The following is a 665-nucleotide window of genomic DNA, read 5'->3' as shown; positions in this document are numbered from 1 at the left end:
GAAGGTCGGGTTGCCGAACCATGGGCTCGACGGGTCGACCTGGCCCTTGGCCGGCTTCGCCAGTCCATTCATCAGTCCAACGACCGCGTCGCGGTCGATCGCGAGGTTGAGCGCCTTGCGCAGGCGGATGTCGGTCCAGGGCGAGCCCGGCAGCACGCTTAAGTGATAATTCCAGACATGCGGCGTCACGTTGTCGATGATCCTCATGCCGGCGGCCTTGAGCTGCGGCACGGCATCGGGCGCCGGCGTTTCGATCAGGTCGACCTGGCCGGCCAGCAGCGCGTTGGTGCGGGTCAGCGCTTCCGGCATCGGGATCAGGATCATCTTGTCGACCTTTGCAAGTCGCTTCTTGTCCCAATAGTCCGGGTTCTTGGTCAGCTCGGCGAGTTCGCGCGGGACCAGCTTGGTCAGCTTGAACGGGCCGGTGCCGGAGGGCTGGCTGGCGAACTTGTCCCAGTCCTTGCCGAGCTTTTCATATTGCGCGGGGCTCGAGACCAGGAACCAGAGCAGCTGGTAGGGGAAGAAGGAATCGACCGTCTTGGTGGTGATCTCGACGGTGAAGTCGTCGATCTTGGCGTAGCTGGCAACCGAGGGCAGGCGGGTCTTGACCTGCGCGCTCTGACGCTTGTCGAATTGCGGTGCCTTGTCGTTCAGCACCTTGTCGA

General features: G+C 63.2%; 1 protein-coding gene. It reads right to left on the bottom strand.

What is annotated here, in order from left to right; translation table 11 throughout:
- Window positions 1-665, bottom strand: a 665-nt coding sequence (locus tag FNJ47_RS46400; RefSeq protein ID WP_236000604.1) for an ABC transporter substrate-binding protein, incomplete at both ends; no start/stop codon positions are given.

Source organism: Bradyrhizobium uaiense (assembly GCF_010811875.1).
Taxonomy (GTDB): Bacteria; Pseudomonadota; Alphaproteobacteria; order Rhizobiales; family Xanthobacteraceae; genus Bradyrhizobium; species Bradyrhizobium uaiense.
The sequence above is the reverse complement of the archived record's forward strand: the minus strand, read 5'-3'. Positions and strand labels throughout refer to the sequence as shown.